The 19414-nt window shown below is 66.3% G+C and carries 17 protein-coding genes; 8 read left to right on the forward strand and 9 right to left on the reverse strand.

What is annotated here, in order from left to right; all coding sequences use genetic code 11:
- Positions 1–27: 27 nt before the first annotated feature.
- Positions 28–954, reverse strand: a complete 927-nt coding sequence (locus CH249_RS22825; protein ID WP_094630072.1) for a DMT family transporter — start codon at positions 952–954, stop codon at positions 28–30.
- Positions 955–1187: 233 nt separating this feature from the next.
- Here CH249_RS22825 and CH249_RS22830 point away from each other — a divergent pair, with 233 nt between their 5' ends.
- Positions 1188–1382 (forward strand): hypothetical protein, encoded by a 195-nt coding sequence (locus CH249_RS22830; RefSeq protein WP_027496884.1) that lies wholly within the window; start codon positions 1188–1190, stop codon positions 1380–1382.
- 113 nt (positions 1383–1495) lie between these two features.
- Here the strand turns inward: CH249_RS22830 and CH249_RS22835 are convergent, their stop codons facing one another.
- Positions 1496–3235 (reverse strand): DEAD/DEAH box helicase, encoded by a 1740-nt coding sequence (locus tag CH249_RS22835; RefSeq protein ID WP_032397917.1) that lies wholly within the window; start codon positions 3233–3235, stop codon positions 1496–1498.
- Positions 3236–3425: 190 nt separating this feature from the next.
- Here CH249_RS22835 and CH249_RS22840 point away from each other — a divergent pair, with 190 nt between their 5' ends.
- Positions 3426–4538 carry a YihY/virulence factor BrkB family protein gene (locus CH249_RS22840; protein ID WP_045195405.1) on the forward strand — a complete coding sequence of 371 codons (1113 nt, stop codon included), beginning with the start codon at positions 3426–3428 and terminating at the stop codon, positions 4536–4538.
- Here CH249_RS22840 and CH249_RS22845 read toward each other — a convergent pair.
- Positions 4511–4747 (reverse strand): DUF3039 domain-containing protein, encoded by a 237-nt coding sequence (locus CH249_RS22845; protein ID WP_032398413.1) that lies wholly within the window; start codon positions 4745–4747, stop codon positions 4511–4513. The genes CH249_RS22840 and CH249_RS22845 overlap by 28 nt on opposite strands.
- Before the next feature lie 93 nt (positions 4748–4840).
- Between CH249_RS22845 and CH249_RS22850 the strand changes: the two genes are divergently transcribed.
- The 3 genes from CH249_RS22850 (at position 4841) to CH249_RS22860 (ending at position 7886) form a co-directional block, all read left to right on the forward strand.
- Positions 4841–5209 (forward strand): DUF3099 domain-containing protein, encoded by a 369-nt coding sequence (locus CH249_RS22850; protein ID WP_032397916.1) that lies wholly within the window; start codon positions 4841–4843, stop codon positions 5207–5209.
- A 33-nt stretch (positions 5210–5242) separates the two neighbouring features.
- Entirely contained in the window at positions 5243–6736 is a 1494-nt protein-coding gene (locus CH249_RS22855) for a class I SAM-dependent methyltransferase (RefSeq protein ID WP_094682814.1), read from the forward strand.
- Positions 6737–6914: 178 nt separating this feature from the next.
- Positions 6915–7886: a sigma-70 family RNA polymerase sigma factor gene (locus tag CH249_RS22860; RefSeq protein ID WP_032377730.1), complete on the forward strand. Its 972-nt coding sequence runs from the start codon at positions 6915–6917 to the stop codon at positions 7884–7886.
- Positions 7887–8013: 127 nt separating this feature from the next.
- Here the strand turns inward: CH249_RS22860 and CH249_RS22865 are convergent, their stop codons facing one another.
- Both CH249_RS22865 and CH249_RS22870 read right to left on the reverse strand, forming a co-directional pair.
- Complete coding sequence (locus tag CH249_RS22865) at positions 8014–10671, reverse strand: bifunctional GNAT family N-acetyltransferase/acetate--CoA ligase family protein (protein ID WP_032398411.1); 2658 nt, start codon at positions 10669–10671, stop codon at positions 8014–8016.
- A gap of 64 nt (positions 10672–10735) precedes the next feature.
- Positions 10736–12004, reverse strand: coding sequence for an acetoin utilization protein AcuC (locus CH249_RS22870; protein ID WP_094682815.1), 1269 nt, complete (start codon positions 12002–12004; stop codon positions 10736–10738).
- Positions 12005–12189: 185 nt separating this feature from the next.
- On the opposite strand from CH249_RS22870, the gene CH249_RS22875 reads away from it, so the two are divergent.
- Positions 12190–12876 carry a metal-dependent transcriptional regulator gene (locus CH249_RS22875; RefSeq protein WP_032397915.1) on the forward strand — a complete coding sequence of 229 codons (687 nt, stop codon included), beginning with the start codon at positions 12190–12192 and terminating at the stop codon, positions 12874–12876.
- A 46-nt stretch (positions 12877–12922) separates the two neighbouring features.
- On the forward strand, positions 12923–13903 hold the full coding sequence (gene galE, locus CH249_RS22880; protein ID WP_045195416.1) for a UDP-glucose 4-epimerase GalE: 981 nt from the start codon (positions 12923–12925) through the stop codon (positions 13901–13903).
- A 40-nt stretch (positions 13904–13943) separates the two neighbouring features.
- On the opposite strand, the gene CH249_RS22885 is transcribed toward galE, so the two are convergent.
- The 4 genes from CH249_RS22885 to CH249_RS22900 form a co-directional block, all read right to left on the reverse strand.
- Entirely contained in the window at positions 13944–14996 is a 1053-nt protein-coding gene (locus CH249_RS22885; protein WP_179273205.1) for a DUF4192 domain-containing protein, read from the reverse strand.
- 214 nt (positions 14997–15210) lie between these two features.
- The gene (locus CH249_RS22890; protein ID WP_082073702.1) at positions 15211–15921 is read right to left on the reverse strand and encodes a DUF5642 family protein; all 711 of its coding nucleotides are present in this window, start codon (positions 15919–15921) and stop codon (positions 15211–15213) included.
- Between the two features lie 112 nt (positions 15922–16033).
- The gene (locus CH249_RS22895; RefSeq protein WP_045195419.1) at positions 16034–16666 is read right to left on the reverse strand and encodes an MBL fold metallo-hydrolase; all 633 of its coding nucleotides are present in this window, start codon (positions 16664–16666) and stop codon (positions 16034–16036) included.
- Positions 16663–17748 carry an S-(hydroxymethyl)mycothiol dehydrogenase gene (locus CH249_RS22900; protein ID WP_032397911.1) on the reverse strand — a complete coding sequence of 362 codons (1086 nt, stop codon included), beginning with the start codon at positions 17746–17748 and terminating at the stop codon, positions 16663–16665. Before CH249_RS22900 ends, CH249_RS22895 begins: the two co-directional genes overlap by 4 nt.
- Positions 17749–17911: 163 nt before the next feature.
- On the opposite strand from CH249_RS22900, the gene sthA reads away from it, so the two are divergent.
- Positions 17912–19327: a Si-specific NAD(P)(+) transhydrogenase gene (sthA, locus tag CH249_RS22905; protein ID WP_094648034.1), complete on the forward strand. Its 1416-nt coding sequence runs from the start codon at positions 17912–17914 to the stop codon at positions 19325–19327.
- Positions 19328–19414 lie beyond the last annotated feature (87 nt).

Here is a 19414-nt window from a genome sequence, read left to right on the forward strand (position 1 = left end):
TGTCCATTCTGCCGTGTCGTGCGCGGGTCAGGGCGGCGGAATGTCGGCAACGCCCCGATCTCTTCGGGTCGGCAGCCCACCGACCACGACTGCCACGATGACGGCCAGGATTCCGAGAGCCTCGTACGTCGTCGGAATCTGAGTCAGCACCACGGCACCGACCACCGTCGCCGTTGCCGGAAGCAGAGCCAGCAACAACGCGAAGCGGGCCCGGCCCACTCGCACCAAGACGTACTGATCGAGAACGTAGGGAACCACACTCGACAACAGCCCGACGCCCAAACCGAGAACCCAGATCCGCCAGTCTCCCAACGCATTCGGGTGCGCGACCGCGAACGGCCCGAACAAGGGAACGGCCAGGAGCACGGACGCGATTGCGAAACCGGCAGCCATGTCGTCGAGTCCCTGGCCTGCGTCGGCAACCGACTTGCCCAGCACGATGTAGGCAGCCCACAGCGCCGCCGAGCCCAGCGCGAACGCGATCCCGACCAACCCCACCTCGCCGCCCTCGAACTGCGCAGAGGCGATGGCTCCGACGCCGGCCACCACCAGCAGCAGCGCGCACACGTCGGCAGGCCTTCTGGACCCGGCAGCGGCGACCGCGATCGGCCCGAGAAACTCGATGGCCACGGCCGCGCCGAGCGGCAACCTGGCGATCGCCTCGTAGAACATCGCGTTCATGCCGATCGTCGCACCGCCGAACGCGGCGGCCGTGATTGCCCGACGCACGGTCCATGCGCCGGCACCGGCCCGACGCCGCCACGGGCGCCGCCAGAGCACCAACACCAGCGCCGCACCGAACCCGCGCAGCCACGCCACCGCGGCCGGATCGACGGTGTCGAACAGGAACACACCGATCGCCGCACCGACGTACATGCACAGCGCACCGATCACGAACAGCGAGGGGATACCCAGCTTCGATGCGCCGGAGAGCGAAGTAGAAGTCGAAGCCACACCGGCGACCCTACTGCCGCGGCACGGGCGGACTCCGATCAGCTGTCAGCGAACACCGTCGACGGCGTTCCTGCTCGTGAACGATGTTTCGTGTTAGTGACAACACAAAGAAACGCGCTCGGGAACAACGCATGACCGCCATACGTCTGACAGAGTGAACGGACCGCGCCATACCGACGCGGCGGACCGGCCCCAGGCGAACGGGACAACCCGCAAGCCAGTACGGAGGAGTCATGCCCGGAACATTGACCAGCCCACAATTGACAGCAGCGGACCGGTGCGACCGGTGCGGTGCAGGGGCTCGCGCGCGTGTCGTGCTCTCGACCGGTGGAGAACTTCTCTTCTGCGGTCACCACGCCACCGAGCACGAAGCCCGTTTGCGTGAAGTGAACGCAACGGTGATGACCGAATCGGACTCCACGGTGTAACCCACCTTTTGTGTCGGGGGAAAACAGGTTCGCCACGATCGACGAACACAACGACGAAGACGGACGGTCACCAGACCGTCCGTCTTTTTCGTGCCCGGACCCGCCGGGGATCTCTACATCTTCCGCAACTGCGCGATTCGCTCACCCAACTGATCCGCCGACGCCATCGCCGTCGGCGGGCCACCGCAGATTCGTCGCAGATCGCCGTGAATCACCCCGTGCGGCTTCCCCGTGCGGTGGTGGTACACCGCAACCAAACTGTTCAGTTCACGCCGCAGACCGGCCAACTGGCCCGCACTGGTGGCCCTGTCGTTGACGACGGCAGGTGCCGGAACCGCCGGCCCGGCGGCCGGCTTGTCGATCTGTTCCTGTTGGCGCTGGCGCAGCAGGTCGCGCATCTGCGTCGCGTCGAGCAAACCGGGCAGACCGAGATAATCGGCTTCCTCGTCGCTGCCCGAGAACGTCGCGGTACCGAACGACGAACCGTCGTAGATCACCTGGTCCAGTTCCGCATCCGCGCCCAGCGAGGTGTACGCCTTCTCCTCCTCGCCCAGCTCGTCCTTCTGCTTGTTGGCGTCGGCCAGCAACTCGTCGTCGAAGCCGTCCTTCTCCCGATGCGGCTTGCCGAGGATGTGATCGCGTTGCGCCTCGAGCTGCGACGCGAGATCCAGCAGCACCGGTACCGACGGCAGGAAGACGCTCGCCGTCTCACCCTTGCGCCGAGACCGCACGAATCGGCCGATGGCCTGCGCGAAGTACAGCGGGGTCGACGCACTCGTCGCGTAGACACCGACGGCCAGACGCGGAACGTCGACGCCCTCGGACACCATGCGGACGGCAACCATCCACCGCTGGTCGCTCTTGCCGAACTCGGCGATGCGAGCAGAGGACGTGGGGTCGTCCGAGAGCACGATCGCAGGCGTCTCCCCCGTGATCACCTCGATCAGTTTCGCGTAGGCCCGCGCCACCGTCTGATCGGTCGCGATGACCAGACCGCCGGCATCGGGCATGCCGCCTGCGCGCAGTTGCGCGAGCCGGGTGTTGGCCGCCAACAGCACCGCAGGCATCCAGTCGCCCTGCGGATCCAGCGCGGTGCGCCACGCCCTCGCGGTCTGTTCGGCATTGAGCGGCTCCCCCAGACGAGCGGTGTATTCCTCGCCTGCGCTGTCCCGCCAGCGCGCCTCACCGGAGTACGCGAGGAACACGACCGGACGGACGACGCCGTCCGCGAGAGCATCGGAGTAGCCGTACGCGTGATCGGCCTTGGACCGCATCAACCCGTCCTGATCGGGTTCGTAGTTGACGAACGGGATGGGACTGTCGTCGCTACGGAACGGCGTACCGGTCAGTGCGAGACGTCGGGTGGCGTCTCCGAACGCTTCGCGAATTCCCTCACCCCAGCTCTTCGCGTCGCCGCCGTGGTGGATCTCGTCGAGAATCACGAGGGTCTTGCGTGATTCGGTGCGCACTCGATGCTTGAACGGGTGCGAGGCGATCTGCGCATACGTCACGACCACGCCGTGATAGTCGCTCGACGTCTGACCGGTCGAGTTCGAGAAGCGCGAGTCCAAGGCGATTCCGACCCTGGCGGCCGACTCCGCCCACTGGTGCTTGAGGTGTTCGGTGGGCGCAACGACCGTCACCTGGTCGACGGTGCGATGCGCGAGCAGCTCCGCGGCCACCCGGAGGGCGAAGGTCGTCTTGCCTGCGCCGGGCGTCGCGACGGCGAGGAAATCCTTGGGCGAGGCGACGAGATACTTCGTCAACGCCCGTCGCTGCCACGCACGCAGCGGTGCGCCCCCGATCGCGGGAGCGGCAGTCTGCTCGGTGGACGGTGGTGTGGGATCGAACATGTCAGCGCTCACTGGCCGCCGGTTCCTGGCATCGATGTAAATTCCTCGCGCTCTCGGTAGCCCTGCAGTGTCCGCGGAGGAGCCTATCGCTCCGCACCGACCGATCCCACATCGCTGGGGTGAGTCGGATGCGACACGGCGAGTCGGCTGTTAGGCGAAGTCGCCTGTCGTCAGGAATGCTGGAGGAACCATGAGCGAGTCTGCAGGCGGAACTCCACCACCGGAACGGTTGTCGGCGAGAAGGCCGATACACGCCGCGTGGAAAGTGACTCTGCGCACTCTGAGCAAGGCGTGGGACGACTCGATCTTCAGCAAGGCCGCAACGGCCGCGTTCTGGCAGACGCTGTCGCTGCCACCGCTGTTGCTCGGCGTGCTGGGCAGCCTGGGACTCGTCGGCGGATGGTTCGGACCCAACACCGTCGAGATCATCGAGTCCAAGATCATCACGTTCAGCAACACCCTCTTCAGCGGTAGCGTCGTGGACCAGATCATCGCTCCGACGGTCAAGGACGTTCTCGCCCAGGGCAGCGGGGAGATCGTGTCCGTCGGCTTCCTGCTCTCGTTGTGGGCCGGGTCCTCTGCGATCTCGACGTTCGTCGACTCCATTGTCGAAGCGCACGGTCAGGCCGACGCACGACATCCCGTCTGGCAGAGGTTCTTCGCGCTGCTTCTCTACGTGGGTTTCCTGGTGATCGCGGTCTTCGTGCTTCCGCTCGTCGCACTCGGACCGGTGTACGTGCAGCAGATCCTGCCCGACTCGTGGATCACCGTGGGCAGCGAGGTCATCGACTTCTTCTACTATCCGGCCGTCGGGCTCCTGCTGATCATCGGTTTGACCACGCTGTACAAGGTGGCCCTGCACACCTCGCTGCCCTGGCATCGCCTCCTCGGCGGAGCTCTGCTGGCCGGGGTGTTCTTCATGATCGCGAGCGCGGTACTGCGCCGGTACCTCGGCTGGGTGACGAGCACCGGATACACCTACGGCGCGCTGGCGACGCCCATCGCGTTCCTGCTGTTCACGTTCTTCCTCGGCTTCGCCGTCGTTCTCGGTGCCGAGTTCAACGCGACGATCCAGGAGTTCTGGCCCGCCCGGGCGACACGAATGGACCAGATGCGGGAGTGGATCGCGGCGCAGGCCGCCACCGACGACAAGCCGTCGGGACCGGTGACCGCCGTCGCCCGACGGCTGGCCACGGGGCCGATCAAACTGACCGGCGACCGAGCCCGTTCGGATCGACCGGAACCGACCCAGGACCGGCACCCGGGCGACGGTGCTCAGTCGCCTTTCTTGAGACCCTCGTAGACCTTCTTGCAGTCCGGGCACACCGGTGATCCGGGCTTCGCGGACTTGGTGACGGGAAACACCTCACCGCACAGCGCGACGACGTGTGTACCCATCACCGCGCTCTCGGCGATCTTGTTCTTCTTCACGTAGTGGAAGAACTTCGGCCGGTCGTCATCGGTGGTTTCGTCCGGTGCGATATCGGGACGGTCCTTCGTCTGAGTGCTCATGAACACAGATTAATCCGTGCATCCACAGCATGGGGTAACCGGTTCCACAGCTCGTCGTATGCATTCTGTGAGCAGTAGTGCCACAGTGGAGGTATGACGAGAACCCCAGGGTTCGACGGAAGCGCGTACAGCGACTCGCCGGATGGGCCCGTCCTGATCACCGAGGCGCAGCAATCGGTCGAGGAGCAGCACAAAGCTCGCGTCCGCAAATACATGTTCATCATGTCGTTCCGCATCCCGGCGCTGGTGTTGGCTGCCATCGCGTACGGGATGTGGATGAATCCGTGGATCTCCATGGCGATAGTCGGAGCGTCCATCCCACTGCCGTGGATGGCGGTGCTGATCGCCAACGATCGGCCGCCCCGCACCAAGGACGAGATGAGCCGATACGACTACCGGACCGTGGACAGGCCGCAACTGGAATCGAGCAACCACCGCGTGATCGAACCGGGCGACGACTGACGCCCCGGCCGTCGCCGGTGCGACACTTGCGTCGTGACTGCACCGAATCCCACGTCCCCGCTCACCGTCGCCTGCTCCGGTCTTCGTGAGGCCTTCGAGCGGGCGGGATACGACGCCGACGGCGTACTGACACTGCTCGGCGAAGACGCCCACGCTGCCCTCGGTCGCAGCGAACCGGTGCCGGTACGCAACGCCAGTCGGGACGGGGGTGCGCTGGGTGTTCTGGTACGCCTGTTCCTTCTCGTCGACGACTGCCCCGAGTCCGACGTCGCCGACGCCATCGCGCCACTGACGGTCGCCGACGCCGTCGCAGCCGGAATTCTCTACCGATCGGGATCGACGGTGCGGACGCTGCTCGACATTCGGCCTCTCGACGCCGGCCACGGGACTCGGTGGATCGTCTCGGATCCCGACGGCAGCATGCGCGCCGCCGAGACCGCTCCCGATCACGTGCTCGGCGTCGGACAGGCTTCCCTGTCTCTGTTGCGCGGAACGCCCACGTCCCCGGCGACCAGTGTTCTCGACGTCGGTACCGGCTGCGGCGTCCAGGCCGTACACGCCTGCGGCTACGCAGAGCAGGTGACCGCGACCGACATCAGTCCGCGATCGATGGACCTGGCTGCGGCGACGATGGCGCTCAACAACCTCGACGTCGAGTTGCTGCACGGTTCCTGGTTCGAGCCCGTCGCCGGGCGTCGGTTCGATCGCATCGTCGCCAACCCGCCCTTCGTCGTCGGCCGCGCCGAAGTGCAGCACTCGTACCGCGATTCCGGCCTCGACCTCGACGGAGCGAGCGCTCTGATGATCGGCCGAGCCCCGGACCACCTGACGCTCGGCGGTACTGCGGCGATCCTGGCGTCCTGGGTGCACGTCCGCGGCGAGGACTGGCGCGCGCGGGTGGCGTCGTGGCTGCCTGCGCACGGCATCGACGCCTGGGTCGTCGAGCGTGACGTCGCCGATCCCGCGCTCTACGTGGGCACGTGGATGCGCGACGGCGGACTCGATCCACGCGATCCCGACGCAGCCGCGGTGGCACAGTCCTGGCTCGATCACTTCGCCGCCGCCGACGTGGAAGGAATCGGTTTCGGGTTCGTATATCTCCGCAGAACGGACGAGCCCACCGATCTTCTCGCGGAGGAACTCACTCATGGCTTCTCCGACCCGCTCGGCAACGAATCGATCGAGTACTTCGCGCGGCTGGACTGGCTGCGGGAGCACGACATTCTCGACTCGGTGCTCACCGTCGACCCGAACACCGCGCTCGAACGCGTCTACCTTCCCGGCGAGGAGGGCTGGGCCGAAGTGGCAGTGCGGGTCCATCGCGGGAACGGCCCGCAGTGGCAACACGACATCGACGAACTCGGTGCGGCTCTGCTCGCCGGGCTGCGACCCGACGGTCTACCGGTCGGTGAACTGGTGGAGTTGCTCGCTGCTGCGCACGGCGAGGACGCCGAGGAACTGGCAGTGCATGCGGTGACGATGATGCAGGGTCTCGTCCGGCACGGGTTGGTTGTGCCGGCTCGATGAGTCGCCGACATCGACCCGGGAGAGCGCGCGTTCCCGGCGGCTTCACTTCTCAGCAACTTCTCAGGACGAACATGACGTAATCCCTGGTCACGCGGGTATCCACGGGATCGGCGTGGGAACTTATCGGAGTCTCCCAAGCGTTGAGCCTTGTGAGACACCACCGACCAGGAGGCAAGTCATGACCAGCCCCAGCACAACGATTCGTCCGCGGCCAACCGATGCCGATCTGGACGCTCAGAGCCCAGCAGCCGATCTCGTTCGCGTGTATCTCAACGGCATCGGCCGCACCGCATTGCTGACGGCTGCCGAAGAGGTCGATCTGGCCAAGAGGATCGAGGCCGGTCTCTACGCGAAGCAGGTTCTCGAGAACACGAAGCGACTGAGCGCGGTCAAGAAGCGCAACCTCGCCATCATCGTTCGCGACGGAAGTGCTGCGCGTAGCCACCTGCTCGAAGCGAACCTTCGCCTGGTCGTGTCTCTCGCCAAGCGGTACACCGGTCGCGGTATGCCCCTGCTCGACCTGATCCAGGAGGGCAACCTCGGACTCATCCGCGCGATGGAGAAGTTCGACTACGCCAAGGGCTTCAAGTTCTCGACCTACGCGACGTGGTGGATTCGTCAGGCCATCACCCGCGGCATGGCAGATCAGAGCCGCACGATCCGGCTGCCAGTCCACCTGGTCGAACAGGTCAACAAGTTGGCCAGGATCAAGCGTGAGCTGCATCAGCAACTCGGCCGCGAGGCGACGGACGAGGAACTGTCGAGCGAATCGGGCATCGCGGTGGAGAAGATCGCGGACCTGCTCGACCACAGCCGTGACCCGGTCAGCCTGGACATGCCGGTCGGCAGCGACGAGGAAGCGCCTCTCGGCGACTTCATCGAGGATTCCGAGGCGACGTCCGCCGAGAACGCCGTCATCGCCGGCCTGTTGCACAGCGACGTCCGTGTGGTCCTCGGAACTCTCGACGAGCGAGAGCAGCAGGTCATCCGTCTGCGCTACGGCCTGGACGACGGACAGCCCCGCACCCTCGATCAGATCGGCAAGCTCTTCGGGCTCTCCCGCGAGCGTGTCCGCCAGATCGAGCGCGAGGTGATGGTCAAGCTTCGGCAGGGCGACCGCGCCGAGAAGCTTCGGTCCTACGCCAGCTGAGCACAGCCACCGACCGGTGGAGCAGCGGTGACCGTCCCCGTTCGCTCCACCTCACGCGGTAGCCGGGCCGACGTTCTCTCCCCCTCGGAACGTCGACTCGGCTGCCGCTTTGTCGTGGCCCGTCCGCTCAGCGCAGGCGACGCGGACCCAGATCGGCCTTGGTGGGCTCGGGCCCGATGCGCACCCGGGCGTCGGTGATCTGCGCGCCGTCGGCGGAGGCCAACACCGGCTCGCAGGAGATTTCGCGAATGTCGGCGATGTCCTCTGCCAGAGCAGAAATACGCTGAACGAGGTCGATCAGGGCATTCTTGTTGACGGGCACCGCATTTCGGTATCCGGACAGCAGCGGAGCCGCTTTGGGCGCGTCGATGAGCTGCGCGGCCTCGTCTTCGGTCAGCGGCAGCACCCGGTACGCGCGGTCACCCAACAAGTCCGAGATGACCCCGGCCAGCCCGAACGAGATGAGTGATCCGAACGACGGGTCGTCCTGCACGCGCACGACGCATCCGATGCCCTTGACCGCCATACGCTGAACGTGCAGCAACGGCTCGCCGGAGTCCGCAGCGAGGTTCCGGTACGCCACGCGCACTGCCGAGGCGTCGGCCATGTCCAAGCGCACTCCCCCGAGATCGGGCCGGTGTCGCCACCGCTCACCGGTCGCCTTCACCGCCACCGGGTAACCCAGTTCGTCCGCCGCGGCGACCGCCTCGTCCTCGTCGGTCACGATTCTGAAGGCCACGACGTCGAGTCCGTAGCAGGACAACAGTTCTGCGGTCTCGAAGTCCGAGAGCCACCGTCCGTGACTGCCCGACGACCGCCACCCTTCCACCAGTCGCTTCGCGCGATCGGAGTCGATGCTCTTGGGACGGACGAGGTTCGACACCGGTCGCGAACGCCACGACGAGTAGCGCCACGCGGCAGCCAGGGCCGCAACCGCCCGCTCCGGACTCGAGTACGACGGCACCGAACCGCGAACGGGATGACCACCCGGTCCGCGTACCGCCAGGACGTCGGGGATTCCTTCGGTGGCCAGGAAGGTCGAGAGCACGGGCTTGTCGGATCCACGAACGGCATTGCCGAGCGCGGCCGCGAACGGTTCGACCTCGACGGCGACCGGAGGCACGAACACGACGATGACGGCATCGATGTCCGACGCGGCCAAGGCCGAGGACACCGCCGCAGCGAACTCTTCGGGACCCGCCTGCGGACCTACGTCGGTCGGATTGCTCGCATGCAGGCCCTTGGCTCGCGCAGCGTCGACGGCCAGCACACCCAGAGCCGTCGAATTTCCCACCACGGCAACCCGCGGGCCGACAGGAAGAGGCTGATTTCCGAACAGGACGGCGCAGTCGAACAGTTCGGAGATGGTGTCGACCTGGATGACGCCGGCCTGCGCGAACAGTGCGCGCACGATCGAGTCGTCGATGTCGGCACCGATCGCGTGGGCGGGCGGCACGGCACCGCGTCCGCTCTTGACCGCGATGATCGGCTTGGTGCGTGCGACCCGTCGAGCGATCCTGGTGAACTTCCTGGGATTACCGAAGCTCTCGAGGTACAGCAGGATCACCTCGGTGGCCGGATCCGAGTCCCAGTACTGAAGTAGGTCGTTGCCGGACACATCGGCGCGGTTTCCAGCCGAGACGAACGTCGACAGTCCCAGCCTGCGGTTGGCGGCCTCGTCCAGAATCGCGATGCCGAGGGCTCCGGACTGACAGAAGAACCCGACGTTACCCGGCGTGGGCAGATGCGGAGCCAGGGTGGCGTTCAGACCGAACTCGGGATCGGTGTTCGCCACACCGAGCGCGTTGGGCCCGATCAAGCGCATTCCGTGCGCCCTCGCGGCGAGCACCAGCCTGCGTTCGCTCTCCTGTCCCGCGGGTCCGGTCTCGCCGAATCCGCCCGAGACCACCAGCAACGCTTTGACGCCCTTGTCGAGGCAGTCGTCCAGTACCGCGTCGATCGCATCGGCGGGTACCGCAGCGATCGCCAGATCGACCGGATCCGGGATGTCGTGCACCGTGGCGTAGGCGCGGACTCCGCGGACCGAACGGTGGTCGGCGTTGACGGGATACACCGGGCCGGTGAAGTTGCCCGCCAGCAGATTCGCGAGAACGGCGTTGCCCACCTTGGAGCTGTCCGTCGACGCTCCGATCACGGCGACCGATCGAGGGCTGAGCACGTTGCGCACACTGCGGGCCTCGGCGGCACGTTCACGCGAATTGCGCACCGAGAGCAGCGCTTCGCTCGGGTCGATCGCGAACTCGAGTCGCAACACTCCCCCCTCGAAGGACCTGCTGACCTGATAACCCGCTTCGCGGAAGACGGTGACCATGTTCCGGTTCTCGGCGAGCACCTCGGCGACGAACATGTTCACCCCGTTCTCGGCAGCCGCCCCCGCGAGGTGTTCGAGCAGGATCGGCCCCAGCCCGCGGCCCTGATGCGCGTCGGCGACGACGAAGGCCACCTCGGCGGAATTGCCGTCTCCCTCGGGAAGTCGTTCGTACCGGCCGACCGCGATGATGTCGTCACCGAGCACCGCGACGAACGCGACTCTGTCGTGGTGGTCGACGGTGGTGAAGTTGAGCACGTCACGCTGGGGCATCGTGGGGTAAGGACCGAAATACCGCAGGTACCTCGTCCGCTCGGACAGCCGGCCGTGGAACGCGACGATGCGCTCGGAGTCCGACGGGACGATGGGACGCAGGTGCACCACACCGCCGTCGGAGGTCAGGACGTCGGCAACCCAGTGCCGCGGAAACGACGTCTCCGCTCGCTCCCGTGCCAGGTCCTTCTCGCTCGGCTCCGACGCCGCAACGGCAGGCTCCTCGGCCGAGGGGCTGTCGGTCGGATCAGTCACGCGGGTCCTCCGGATCGAGTCCGAGCAGTGGAAACACTGCTCGACGGGTGGCGATGATCGCCGAATCGACGCGTTCGAGCGCCCTGTCGGTGCCGTCCGCGCCTGCGAGAGACCCACCGGGTCCGTCCCAGGCGGGATAGTCGACGTCTCCCCCGTCACCCATGGTCTGCGGTAGGTCGACGCTCGGTGCCATGGTCCGCACCCGCTCGCGCCACGTGTCCGGCAGCGCCGACATCGGGTCGATGTCGCGGCCGAGCGCGGCAGCGATGAGGTGCGTCCAGGACCGTGGAACGACGCGCACCAAGCCGTACCCACCACCGCCGACGGCCAACCACCGACCTTCGGAATGCTTGTCCGCCAGATCGCGCATGGCCAGGAACGCAGCGTTCTGGCCGTCGACGGTCAGGGCGAGGTCCGCGAGGGGATCCTCGCGGTGGCTGTCCACACCGCATTGGCTGACGATGATCTGGGGCCGGAACGCCGCGATCGCGCCCGGCACGATCGCGTGGAACGCGCGCAACCACAACCTGTCCGCGGTTCCGGGCAGCAACGGGACATTGATCGAGCTTCCCTCACCGCGTTCGGTTCCCACCTCGGTGGACCATCCGGTGTTCGGCCACAGCGTCGCCGGATGTTGATGCAACGAGACCGTGAGCACTCTCGGGTCACCGAGGAAAGCCGCTTGAACGCCGTCCCCATGGTGAGCGTCGACGTCGATGTAGGCGATTCGGTCGAACCCGTTGTCCAGCAACCACGAGATGGCGATGGCGGCGTCGTTGTAGACGCAGAAGCCCGATGCCCAGTCGGCCATCGCGTGGTGCATACCGCCACCGATGCTCACCGCGCGTCGAGCGCGACCCGACGCGATCTCGCGGGCGGCGGCCAGCGAGCCGCCGGCGAGCATGGCGCTCGCCTCGTGCATCTGCGGAAACACCGGATTGTCGTCGGAACCGAGTCCGTGGACGACGTCGTCGGGATCGCGCAGGGCCGGGCCCTGAGACGGTGCCTGTTTGACGGCCTCGATGTACGCGCTGGTGTGAAACCGGAGCAACTCCGAATCCGGTGCTGCGGCGGGCTCGACCAATTCGACACCCTCGAGCAGGCCGATGTCGGTGGCGAGCGCCATCGTCAGATCGAGTCGAGTCGGGTTCATCGGGTGGTCGTCGCTCCACCGGTAGCCGAGGTAGTCCGCGCTCCACACGACGATGTCCTCGGGGCGGTTCGGGATGGACGCGGCGGCGCGTGTCGCCTGATCAGACATAGGGACAAAACTACGTTGTCGGGCGGGATGGTGTTGCCGGGTTCCGTTGTTGTCCCCGGAGTCCCCCTGTGAGAAGCCACGGGAAAAGACGTCCACCGTTGTGGTGCGCCGCGCCCGCTGCGACTGGGTGCAGCGCCTATTTCGGGACGCTGACGGTAGGATCGAGCCCGACGAAGGGGTTGAGTGTGAAGGATCTGGTCGACACCACGGAGATGTACCTCCGGACGATCTACGATTTGGAAGAAGAGGGCGTGATTCCGCTCCGCGCGCGAATCGCCGAGCGGCTCGAACAAAGTGGTCCCACCGTCAGCCAGACCGTTGCTCGAATGGAACGCGACGGGCTGTTGTCCGTCGCGGGCGATCGGCACCTGGAGCTGACCGAGAAGGGCCGAAGTCTGGCGGTTGCGGTCATGCGCAAGCACCGTTTGGCGGAGCGCCTGCTCGTGGACATCATCGGTCTGCGCTGGGAAGACGTTCACGCCGAGGCGTGCCGCTGGGAGCACGTGATGAGCGAGGAGGTCGAGCGTCGTTTGGTGACCGTACTGAACAACCCGACGACCTCGCCGTACGGCAACCCGATCCCGGGGTTGGCCGAACTCGGGCTCGGCCAGTCGACTCTGGCACCGGAGGCTCTCATCCGCCTCACCGACGTTCCGGTCGGCCAACCGACTGCCGTCGTGGTGCGTCGTCTCGCCGAGCACGTCCAGTCCGACCCCGAGGTGATCGCTCAGCTCCGCGAAGCAGGCGTGGTCCCCGATGCTCGCGTTACAGTCGAGGCCAAGCCCGGATCGATCACGATCACGGTGCCAGGACACAGCGGTGTCGACATATCCGAGGAGATGGCGCACGCCGTCCAGGTGAAGAAGGTCTGACCTCCCACCGACGACGGCGTTCGACGCGTGTGAGGGAGAACGAACAGTGAAGCTTCTGGTCACCGGTGGTGCGGGCTACGTCGGCAGCGTCTGCGCGGCCGTGCTCGTCGAGCGCGGACACGAGGTCGTGGTCGTGGACAACCTGTCCACCGGTAACCGGGACGCCGTGCCCGGTGGTGCCACGTTCGTCGAAGGTGACGTCAAGGACGTCGCCGCGGACGTGTTGATCGGCGGCGGCTTCGACGCCGTCCTGCACTTCGCCGCGCAATCTCTGGTGGGCGAGTCGGTGGTCTCGCCCGACAAGTACTGGAGCGGGAACGTCGTCACCTCGCTGGCGTTGCTCGATGCCATCCGAGCATCCGGCACCGCGAAGCTGGTGTTCTCCTCGACTGCCGCCACGTACGGCGAGCCCGAGAAGACTCCCATCACCGAGGACGCACCCACCCGCCCCACCAATCCCTACGGTGCCACCAAACTCGCGATCGATCACGCGATCACCTCGTACGCCGCGGCCTACGGCCTCGCCGCCACCAGCCTCCGGTACTTCAACGTCGCCGGTGCCTACAACGGTTTCGGCGAGAATCGCGTCGTCGAGACCCACCTGATTCCGCTCGTGCTTCAGGTCGCTCTGGGGCAGCGCGAGAAGATCTCGGTGTTCGGCACCGACTGGCCCACTCCGGACGGTACGGCTGTTCGCGACTACATCCACGTCGCAGACCTGGCCGAGGCACACATTCTCGCCGTCGATGCCGCACAACCGGGTGAGCACACCATCTACAACCTCGGCAGCGGCACCGGGTTCTCGGTGCACGAGGTCATCTCGTCCTGCGAGCGCGTCACCGGTCTGCCCATCGCCGTCGAACATGCTCCCCGTCGTGCCGGTGATCCTGCGGTCCTGATCGCCTCGAGTGCGCGTGCGGTCGAGGAGCTGAAATGGACGCCGGAGCTGACCGATCTCGATCGGATCGTGGCCGATGCGTGGACATTCCTGCAGCAGCTCGGCGATCGGTCGCACGCAGCGCGCTGACCCGCGTTGCCGGCCGATCATCGATGTGCCCGACCGGCCGTCACCGTCGACCGAACGGGTCCCCGGGCAACCGAACTCCGCAGGCGCGCGCGCACGCGAAGCCGCTCTCGGCCACTTCGCGAACGAGTTCGGGACCTGCGCCAGCGCTGAGCGATCGGTCCAGCAGTCGCGCCAGTGAGTACGTCTCGTCGGCTTCCAGTGCAGCGTCGATCGCGACGCGGGCCATCGGCCCGTCTCCGCGCACGTACGCGCTGAAGGCCAGAAGTGTTGCGGCGACGGCGCGTGCGCCCTTCGGCAGGACGCGGGACATTCTTGCCCAGAACTCTTCGACGAATCCCGCGTCGTCGCCAAGCGTCAACGCCAGCACCGCGTCACGCACCTGGACGTGGCCGATCGCGAGTGCGATCCGAGCGATGTCGGCCGGATCCAATTCGGTGTCGTACGGTCCGCGTGCGATGTACGACAGCACCGAGGTCAAGTCGTCGGTACGAGACCGGGTGCCCTCGCGTCGTTGTCGCGACATCTCGGCCGCCACGGCCCGCACCGTCGCGTCGGGGCCCGGTGCGATGGTCTCGGCGAGCTCGCACCTGGCCTTTCGGACGGAGTAGCCGTCGAGCACGCGTGCCACGGTCATCGGAGACGCCGAAGGATCGGATATCAGGCCGTGCCGCTGCGGTCCGCGCAAGGTCCACCACTCGGCGGAATCGGCGATCTCCGACGCCGCGAGGGCCTCGCCGAGCTGCACTCCGAACGACGCGAGTGCAGCGTCGAGTTCGATCACCAGCGCTTCGACGTCGAGCAGATGAGCTGTTCTGACGGCTCGGTCGAGCCTGTCGTCGACGAACACCGCCATGACCGCGGGGATGTTCTCCCTCGCGCAGTAGCCGGCAAGGTAGCCGATGGCGTCGAGCATCTCCTCGGTCGCGCGGGTACGACCGCCTGCGCGCCGATCGGCGTGTTCGCCTGCCAGGACGAGGTCGTGACGCATCGTGGGTCCGACGCCGGCACCGCCGTCCTGGACCGCGATGAGCACCATCGATCGATGCGGGTGGAATCCGAGCATGGCCGGCACGGCTGCCATCAGGTCGCTCACGTGACCGAGTCGAACGCGATGGCGGGAGTCGAAGTTGTCGTGTGAATTCGTCGGTGTGTGCATACCGGAGAATCCTGGCCGGGGTCCTGACGACCGAAGAAGTCCCGACCTGGGCTTTCGAACTGCCCTGTGGAGAACCGGTGTGTTGTGGACCGATCGTGTCGCCGGAGCTGTGGACGACCGATTCGTGTCGGTGCGATCTGCTATCGCTCCGTCAGCCCTGGCCGACCTTCTGGACGGCCGCGGTGAACAGCTCGTCGAGGGTCATCGCGTCGGGCGTGCCCGAGCCGAACGACATGAACGTGGCCGACACTCGCACCCCGTCGATCTGGGCCATCAACGTCAGCATCGACTGCGTGACGGCGTCGCCGCCTGCACCCGATGCAACGGTCTGCCGGACGGCCAAGGTGTCGTCCGCGTCGATGGGCGGTGCCGGCGTCAGAGTCGAGGTCACCGTCGAGGTCGCACCGGACTTGGTTGCCGTCACCTCCCCGCACTGTTCGAGCTGCTCCTTGCGCGCCGAGAGCGGTTCGTCCACTGCGGTCAACTCGATCGAGATGGTCGATCGACTGTCGTTGTCGGTTCCGACGATCATGGCCGTTCCCGTCGGGCCGAAGTCCTGGTCGGCAGGCTTGCATCCCGCCGGGCTGACCTCGGCACCGGCCGGTATTCCGCTGAGATCGGGTGCGGCTTGCGAGATCGCCTGCTGGGGCAGAACCAGGGCGTCGTACGGTGCCGGGAAGCTGGACGGGTCGATCAGCAGCGTGCTGAGATCCACACCGGACCGCGCCGACGAGGTGGCACTGCCTGCGCTGGGTTCAGCGGTGCCCGTGACGGTCGAGCTGCACCCCACCAGTACGAGCGCTCCGATCGCCGCCGACGTGGCAGCGCTGGTCAGGCGGGTTCTCCGTGCGGCGGGGCTCACAAGACGTCCTCTTCGAGTAGGTGGGACGCCGCAGCACTCGCTCCGGCGTCCCACCACTGTCTCATTCCGACCACCTCGAACGCGGCAGGCGACCTACCGCAGTGTCGCGATGTCAGCTTCCGCGGGCGATCCACTCCTCGAGGTGCGGTGCCTCGTCGCCGATACGCGTGCCGTCGCCGTGCCCGGTGTTGACGCGAGTCTCGACGGGAAGCGCGAAGAGTCGATCACGGATGGACCCGATGATGGTCGGGAAATCCGAGTACGACCGGCCGGTGGCACCCGGACCGCCGGAGAAGAGGGTGTCGCCGCTGAACAACTCCCCCGCCTCCGGCAGGTACAGGCACGTCGATCCCGGAGAGTGTCCGGGTGTGTGCAACGCCAGGATGTCGGTTCCGGCCACGGTGATGCGCTGGCCGTCCTCGAGGGTCGAGTGCCCGACACCCGGGTGAGTCTGCTCCCACAGCATCTCGTCGGCCGGGTGCAGCAGAATCGGCGCGTCGAGGGTGTCCGAGAGCTCGGGTGCCACGGTCACGTGGTCGTTGTGACCGTGTGTGCAGACGACGGCCTTGACCGTGCGACCGGCTACCGCGTCGACGATCGGGGCCGCCGTGTGTGCTGCGTCGACGATCACGACCTCGTCGTCGTCGCCGATGAGCCAGATGTTGTTGTCGACGTCCCAGGTGCCACCGTCGAGACTGAACGTGCCCGAGGTCACCACGTTCTGGACACGGAATCGACCACTCACAGGATCACCACCGACCGCAGCACGGTGCCCTTGTGCATCTTGTCGAACGCGGCTTCGACGTCCTCGATGGTGATGCGTTCGGTGACGAACTTCTCGAGCGGCAGACGGCCCTGCTGGTACAGATCCACCAACTGCGGGAAGTCGCGCTCGGGCAGGCAGTCGCCGTACCAGGACGACTTCAGCGAACCGCCGCGGGAGAAGAAGTCGATGAGCGGCATCTCGAGAGTCATCTCGGGAGTCGGAACGCCGACGAGCACCACGGTTCCGGCGAGGTCGCGTGCGTAGAACGCTTGCTTCCAGGTCTCCGGACGGCCGACGGCGTCGATCACCACATCGGCACCGAAGCCTCCGGTCAGCTCCTGCACGGCCTCGACGGCGTCGACCACGGAGGAATCGACGGTGTGGGTGGCTCCGAGTTCGAGGGCCCATTCGAGCTTGCCCGGGTCGCGATCGACCGCGATGATCGTCGATGCGCCCGCCAATCGGGCTCCGGCGATCGCGGCATCGCCGACGCCGCCGCAGCCGATCACGGCCACCGAGTCTCCGCGCGAGACGTTGCCGGTGTTCATCGCTGCCCCGAGCCCGGCCATCACTCCGCAGCCGAGCAGTCCGACGACGGCGGGATCGGCGTCTGCGGCGACCTTGGTGCACTGGCCCTCGTGCACCAGGGTCTTCTCGGCGAATGCGCCGATGCCCAGCGCAGGGGTCAGCTCGGTGCCGTCCTCGAGGGTCATCTTCTGTGCTGCGTTGTGGGTGTCGAAGCAGTACCACGGGGTGCCGCGCTTGCAGGCTCGACATTCGCCGCACACGGCACGCCAGTTCAGGACGACGAAGTCGCCGACCTCGACGTGCTCGACGCGGTCGCCGATGGTCTCGACGATTCCGGCTGCCTCGTGTCCGAGCAGGAACGGGAACTCGTCGTTGATGCCGCCTTCGCGGTAGTGCAGGTCGGTGTGGCACACCCCGCAGGCCGCGATCTTGACCACGACCTCGTTCGGCCCGGGATCGGGGATGGTGATCGTCTCGATGGAGACGGGCTCGCCCTTGCTCTTGGCAACGACAGCGCGGACCTGCTGCGGCATGTGTTCCTCCACTGTGAATCGGGTGTTTCGTGCTGGGCTCAGCCTCGCACAACGCATCAGTACGTGGCGACATCTGCATGGGTTCGGCCTCCGAATCTCGGAGTTCACAAGGTTGTGACCGGGTGGGCACGCAGTCTTTGCGTGCGGGCGGTACCTATGACGAATGTCTGAACCCATGGAGTACGACCTGGTGGTCATCGGCTCCGGCCCAGGTGGCCAGAAGGCGGCCATTGCGGCTGCGAAGCTCGGCAAGCGGGTGGCGATCGTGGAGAAGGGCCACATGCTCGGCGGGGTCTGCGTCAATACCGGCACCATTCCGTCCAAGACGCTGCGCGAGGCCGTTCTGTACCTCACGGGCATGAATCAACGTGAGCTGTACGGGGCGAGCTATCGGGTGAAGGCCGACATCACTCCGGCCGATCTGTTGGCGCGAACCCAGCACGTGATCGGTAAGGAGATCGAGGTGGTGCGCTCGCAACTGCTGCGCAACCGGATCGAGCTCATCACCGGCGTCGGAAAGTTCCTCGACGCGCACACCATCGTGATCGAGGACGAGTCGCGAGGTGAACGCATCACGGTCAAGGCAGCCAATGTGGTGATCGCCACCGGCACCGCTCCCGCGCGTCCCGCCGACATCGCGTTCGACGATTACCGCGTCCTCGACTCCGACGGGATTCTCAATCTCGAATTCATTCCGGCGTCCATGGTCGTGGTCGGGGCCGGGGTCATCGGAATCGAGTACGCATCGATGTTCGCTGCCCTGGGAACGAAGGTCACCGTTGTCGAGAAGCGCGATTCGATGCTCGACTTCTGCGATCGCGAGATCATCGAGTCGTTGCAGTTCCACCTCCGCGATCTCGCGGTGACGTTCCGCTTCGGGGAGGCGGTGACCGCGGTCGACGTCGGCCCGAACGGAACGGTGACCACCCTTGCCAGCGGCAAGCGGATCCCGGCGGAGACGGTGATGTACTCGGCCGGCCGTCAGGGTCTGACGACAGCACTCGAACTCGAGAACGCCGGTCTGGAGGCCGACGCGCGCGGTCGCATCTTCGTCGACGAACATTTCCAGACCAAGGTCGATCACATCTACGCGGTCGGTGATGTCATCGGATTTCCGGCGTTGGCCGCGACGTCGATGGATCAGGGCAGGCTGGCGGCGTACCACGCGTTCGGCGAATCCAGCGCGAAACTGACCGATGTGCAGCCCATCGGCATCTACTCGATTCCCGAGGTCTCGTACGTCGGAGCCACCGAGGTCGACCTGACGAAGGGATCGATTCCCTACGAGGTGGGGGTGTCGAGGTACCGCGAACTCGCTCGGGGTCAGATCGCCGGCGACTCGTACGGCATGCTCAAGCTGCTCGTCTCCACCGAGGACCGGTCGATTCTCGGCGTACACATCTTCGGGTCGGGTGCGACGGATCTGGTGCACATCGGACAGGCCGTGATGGGGTGCGGCGGCACCGTCGACTACCTCGTCGATGCGGTGTTCAACTACCCCACACTGTCGGAGGCGTACAAGGTTGCCGCCCTCGATGTCACGAACAAGATCCGTGCGCTGGCCAACTTCGACCGCTGATGTCGTCCTCGGCACGAGGGCAACCCGGGACGGGGAATGAACAGCGGTCCACCGGTTGTTCTTTCGGATAGTGAATCGCCACGATCG

The sequence above is a fragment of the Rhodococcus sp. 05-2255-3B1 genome (assembly GCF_002258545.1).
Lineage (GTDB): Bacteria > Actinomycetota > Actinomycetes > Mycobacteriales > Mycobacteriaceae > Rhodococcoides.